The sequence below is a fragment of the Corynebacterium sp. genome (assembly GCF_030826625.1).
Lineage (GTDB): Bacteria > Actinomycetota > Actinomycetes > Mycobacteriales > Mycobacteriaceae > Corynebacterium.
This window is the reverse complement of sequence record NZ_JAPJNQ010000112.1, coordinates 1-4,704: the sequence shown is the minus strand read 5'-3', so window position 1 is coordinate 4,704 and position 4,704 is coordinate 1. Positions and strand designations below refer to the sequence as shown.

The 4,704-nt window shown below is 55.1% G+C and carries 6 protein-coding genes; all 6 read left to right on the top strand.

From position 1 onward, the window contains the following. Positions 1-169 precede the first annotated feature (169 nt). On the top strand, positions 170-613 hold the full coding sequence (locus RCH87_RS10175; RefSeq protein ID WP_306516585.1) for a hypothetical protein: 444 nt from the start codon (positions 170-172) through the stop codon (positions 611-613). 207 nt (positions 614-820) lie between these two features. Beyond that, positions 821-1,696: a ParA family protein gene (locus tag RCH87_RS10170; protein WP_306516584.1), complete on the top strand. Its 876-nt coding sequence runs from the start codon at positions 821-823 to the stop codon at positions 1,694-1,696. Continuing rightward, positions 1,693-2,523, top strand: coding sequence for a ScpA family protein (locus RCH87_RS10165; protein WP_306516583.1), 831 nt, complete (start codon positions 1,693-1,695; stop codon positions 2,521-2,523). Before RCH87_RS10170 ends, RCH87_RS10165 begins: the two co-directional genes overlap by 4 nt. Before the next feature lie 46 nt (positions 2,524-2,569). Beyond that, positions 2,570-3,169, top strand: coding sequence for an SMC-Scp complex subunit ScpB (locus tag RCH87_RS10160; protein ID WP_306516582.1), 600 nt, complete (start codon positions 2,570-2,572; stop codon positions 3,167-3,169). A gap of 42 nt (positions 3,170-3,211) precedes the next feature. Then, positions 3,212-4,123 (top strand): pseudouridine synthase, encoded by a 912-nt coding sequence (locus tag RCH87_RS10155; protein WP_306516581.1) that lies wholly within the window; start codon positions 3,212-3,214, stop codon positions 4,121-4,123. A 50-nt stretch (positions 4,124-4,173) separates the two neighbouring features. Then, positions 4,174-4,704, top strand: a 531-nt coding sequence (gene cmk, locus RCH87_RS10150; protein WP_306516580.1) for a (d)CMP kinase, incomplete at its 3' end; no start/stop codon positions are given.

Sequence of the window (4,704 nt, the reverse complement as noted above, 5' to 3'; positions counted from 1 at the left end):
CGCATGGAGTCGGCACTACGACAGACGTAGCGTCTACAGACCACGAAAAGATTCTGCATTCGTATCACTCTGAGAATGAATGTAATACAAAGGCTAATTATTACAATGACCGAGGGTGGTACCACAGGAAAGTCTCTTGTTTGTACAATTACGAAAAGGATAATGGCATATGGTTTCTGATAGAGCAATGACCTTGCAAGAAGAGCTAACCCAGCCTAACCCGTTACAGGAAGCGCTGCAGTATAGCCAGAAAACCATTACCGAACGCGCATTTGCACTGGAAGACGAGTGGAAACGCACGCCACCTGTGGAGGGTTTTTCCGAAGAGAATTTCTATTCGCGTGCAAATCTATTACTGGTGCGCGATGCTGGAATTTCTGAGCATGATCTTTTTCTCTATATCGCTGCGGGTGGTTTCCGTGCGCACAGTGATGCCTTCTGGTATTTCGGTTCTCATTTGGAAAAAGACCATCGTGTTGTGGTCGATTCTTTGCTCTGTTCACCGAGTCGAGAATCGATGCTTAATATCCACGTCGCCGTAAGATACTTGGACAAAGAGTTTATGCTGAATTTCATCGAGGATATGTGGAACGGGGAACCCTTCGGTATGTAGAATTTTGAGCCCACGTGGTAGCCGGGTTGAGTAGTTTTTGGTTCAAGGCTGTAGCCTTGTCTGCTGTGTTTGCTTGTCAAGCAGGTGGACTTTTTTAATAACAGCGTTGTAAGTTTGGTGTATCGACACAGAGACATGCTGCTGGCCGGGGCCGGTCGGTATCGACGAGCGGCTCTGGATTTAGTCTTGATGCAGGAAGGCGAGGACATGAGTGACGACGGGCTCTTTGAGGCGGAAGAAACCGGCCTCACCGGCCGTGCAAAACGTGAATTCTCGCAACCGAAGCCGTTGGACAAACACGGCCCAGCCACGATCATCTCGATGTGTAATCAGAAGGGTGGCGTTGGCAAGACCACCACGACTATCAACTTGGGTGCCTGCATCGCAGAACATGGCCGTAAAGTCCTGTTGGTTGACTTGGACCCGCAAGGTGCATTGTCGGCCGGTCTAGGAATTTCCCATGATCGCTTAGAAGACACCATCTATGACGTCATGCTGGATAATCACACCAGCATCCACTCCGCGATTCTGCAGACTGATACCGCAAACCTCGATGTGGTTCCTGCCAATATCGACCTTTCGGCAGCAGAAATCCAGATGGTCAACGAAGTCGGCCGCGAGCACACCCTGGCGCGCGCCCTGCGTCCAGTGATGCGCGATTATGATTTCATCATCATTGATTGTCAGCCCTCACTGGGCTTGCTGACGGTCAATGCGCTGGCGTGCTCGCACGGTGTGATTATCCCGATGGAATGCGAATTTTTCTCCCTGCGCGGATTGGCACTGCTGACCGATACCGTGGAAAAGGTCTCTGAGCGCATTAACTTTGACCTGGAAGTGCTGGGCATTTTGGTCACGATGTTCGACAGACGCACCAAACACGCTCGAGAAGTCATGGATCGCGTGGTGGAAGTCTTCGACGATAAAGTCTTCGACACCGTCATTACCCGTACCGTGCGCTTCCCAGAAACGTCGGTGGCCGGTGAGCCGATCACCAGCTGGGCCCCAAGCTCACAGGCAACCCAGCAATACCGCACATTGGCGCTCGAGGTCATGGAGCGCACCGCGAACGCGCAGGCATGACGCAAGCTCACGCTGCGCAGTCGGGAACACCCGAACAACCAGAAATCACCGGCTTTCGCCTTGCCCTCGCCAACTTCGAGGGTCCGTTCGACCTGCTGTTGCAACTAATCCATTCCAAAAAGATGGACATCACCGACATTGCACTGCATGAGGTGACCGACGAATTCCTGGCCTACACGCGGTTTTTGGACCCCGAAGCAGACCTTGATGAGCGCACAGAATTTTTAGTGGTCGCTGCGACTTTGCTCGACCTGAAAGCAGCACGTCTCTTGCCCCGCGGGGAAGTTGACGACGAAGACGACCTTGCGCTACTCGAATCGCGAGACCTGCTGTTCGCGCGTTTGTTGCAATACCGGGCGTATAAACAGGTCGCGGAATTATTTGCTAAGTGGCAACGCAACGCACAACAACGCTACCCACGGGCGGTTGCTATCGAGCAGCGCTTTGCCGAGCTGCTACCGCCGCTCAACCTGGGCCATACTCCGGAGTCATTCGCGGAACTCGCTGCGGGTGTGTTCCGCCCGAAACCACCTGAAGAGGTCGGCACGGATCACGTGCACCGCGTGGCCGTATCCGTCCCCGAACAAGCAGGTGTGATGCTTAATTCATTGAAACTGCTCGGAGCTAGTGAGTGGACAACGTTTGCTGCCTTAACCCGTGATTGCCCGGATACCATGCATATTGTCGGCAGGTTTCTCGCACTGCTGGAGCTATATAAGGCGCGTGCCGTGGATACGGAACAAGCAGAAGCACTCGAAAAACTCTCGGTGTCCTGGACTGGTCTGGATGTCGACCCTGCGGTGGTCGGTGCTGCAAACTGGGAATAATCGGGTTAGCTGCACAGGAAAACGTTCGCAAAGGAGAGTAACCAGCATGGAAGATAGTGCTGCTCGCCCGGCAGATCTGCCGTTGATTTCGCAGCTGCGGAGCCAGCTGGAATCAATTCTGTTGGTCATCGACACCCCAGCTACTGCCGCGCATCTGGCGCGCGCATTGGAAGCAGATAAAGCTAAGGTCATCGCGCTGCTAGAAGAAATTCGTGACGAATTCGATAGCCGTGGGGCCGGCATGCAGCTACGCGAGACCGTAGAGGGTTGGCGGTTGTATACCCGCACCGCCAATGCTGGTCCTGTTGAACAGTTCTTGCTGGACGGTAGCCAAACTAAACTCTCTCGTGCCGCGCTGGAAACACTCGCCGTGATTGCCTATCGGCAGCCGGTAACTCGGGCACAAGTATCGGCAGTGCGTGGCGTCAACGTCGATGGCGTTATGCGCACGCTAGCGATTCGCGGTATGATTCGCGAGGTTGAGGCAAGTCAGCACCCCGAACTTGCGGAAGAGACCTCAAGCACAGCCCGTTTCTATGTAACAACCGAGTTGTTTTTGGAACAATTGGGCATCGATAGTCTTGCTGCACTGCCTGATCTTGCACCGTTGCTGCCAGAACTCGACAGCATCGACGACGAATTTTAGCCAAGCAGACAAGCAGACAAGCAGACAAGGACCGTGATCATCATGACGCAAAACTCAGCGGACACACCGCGTAATGAACGAAAAGCCAGCGCCGAATCCGTCGCCAAGCAATTGGGCGCAGATTGGATCTTCGCTGATGAACCGACGGATGCTGAGCATGCTGCGGGTGCGCAGGGTGTGCAGGATTCGCAGGAGGCTGCCAACCCGGCAGGAAACACCCGCGAAAGCGTGCGCTTGCAAAAGGTGCTGGCGCAAGCCGGAGTGGCATCGCGGCGGCACTCTGAAATTTTGATTCGCGACGGCCGCGTGCAGGTCAACGGTAAGACCATCACGAAACAAGGCGTGAAGGTTGACCCGTCGACCGACATCATTCATGTCGATGGCGCACGGATTAATGTCGACGAAGACAAAGTCTATTACCTGCTGAACAAGCCACGCGGCGTGCAATCAACGATGTCCGATGACATGGGGCGGCGCTGCGTCGGCGATCTGGTTATCGGCAAGTTCGACGCCGGTGAACGCCTGTTCCACGTCGGCCGTCTGGATGCCGATACCGAAGGTTTGCTGCTGCTGACCAATGATGGCGAATTGGCGAACCGACTGATGCACCCGAAGTATGAGGTTTCGAAGACCTATCTAGCAGAGGTGCTCGGCGAAGCAGGCAAGAAGCTGGTTTCGACGCTGCAGGAAGGCGTGGAGCTGGAAGATGGTCCCGCGAAAGCTGATTTCGTGCGCGTCATCGACCGCAACCAGGGTTATTCGCTGATCCAGATCGAGCTGCACGAAGGCCGCAAACACATCGTGCGCCGTATGCTGAAAGAAGCCGGTTACCCAGTCCAGCGTCTGGTGCGCACCAAGGTGCACACGGTGCAGCTGGGCGAACAAAAACCAGGTGTGCTGCGGGCGTTGAACTCGTCTGAGCTGACTTCGCTGTACAAAGCCGTGGGTATGTAGGAAAGCTTGCGATAATCGTGACCCAAAATAGAACAGATAGCAACGAAAATATGATCACTAATATGCCCGACGATGGCTTAATCGTCGCCGTCGATGGTCCGTCTGGCACCGGTAAATCTTCCACCTGCCGTGCCCTGGCGAGACGCCTCGACGCGAAGTACTTAGATACTGGAGCGATGTATCGTGTAGCCACCTTAGCCGTGCTGCGCGCGCAGGTTGATCCGCTTGATAGCTATGCGGTTATTGAAGCGACTCGCGACCTACCGATCGAGATCAGCGATGATCCCAATTCGACCGCCGTTTTGTTGGACGGCGAGGATGTCTCCGAGCCGATTCGCGGGCAAGCCGTGACGCGACACGTGTCTTCGGTTTCGGCAATCCCGGAAGTTCGGGAAAACCTCGTCCAGTTGCAGCGTGAACTTGCATTCGCAGCGCACCGCGTGATTGTGGAAGGCCGCGATATCGGCACCGTGGTGCTTGGCGACGCCCCGACCAAGGTGTTTTTGACGGCCTCCGCGGAAGTTCGCGCGCAGCGCCGGCACACGCAAAACGAGGCCGCTGGGCGCGAATCAGATTTCGAC

Coding starts and splice junctions, on each gene's coding strand:
- RCH87_RS10175 (WP_306516585.1), top strand. CDS start 170: ATGGTTTCTGATAGAGCAATGACCTTGCAAGAAGAGCTAACCCAGCCT.
- RCH87_RS10170 (WP_306516584.1), top strand. CDS start 821: ATGAGTGACGACGGGCTCTTTGAGGCGGAAGAAACCGGCCTCACCGGC.
- RCH87_RS10165 (WP_306516583.1), top strand. CDS start 1,693: ATGACGCAAGCTCACGCTGCGCAGTCGGGAACACCCGAACAACCAGAA.
- RCH87_RS10160 (WP_306516582.1), top strand. CDS start 2,570: ATGGAAGATAGTGCTGCTCGCCCGGCAGATCTGCCGTTGATTTCGCAG.
- RCH87_RS10155 (WP_306516581.1), top strand. CDS start 3,212: ATGACGCAAAACTCAGCGGACACACCGCGTAATGAACGAAAAGCCAGC.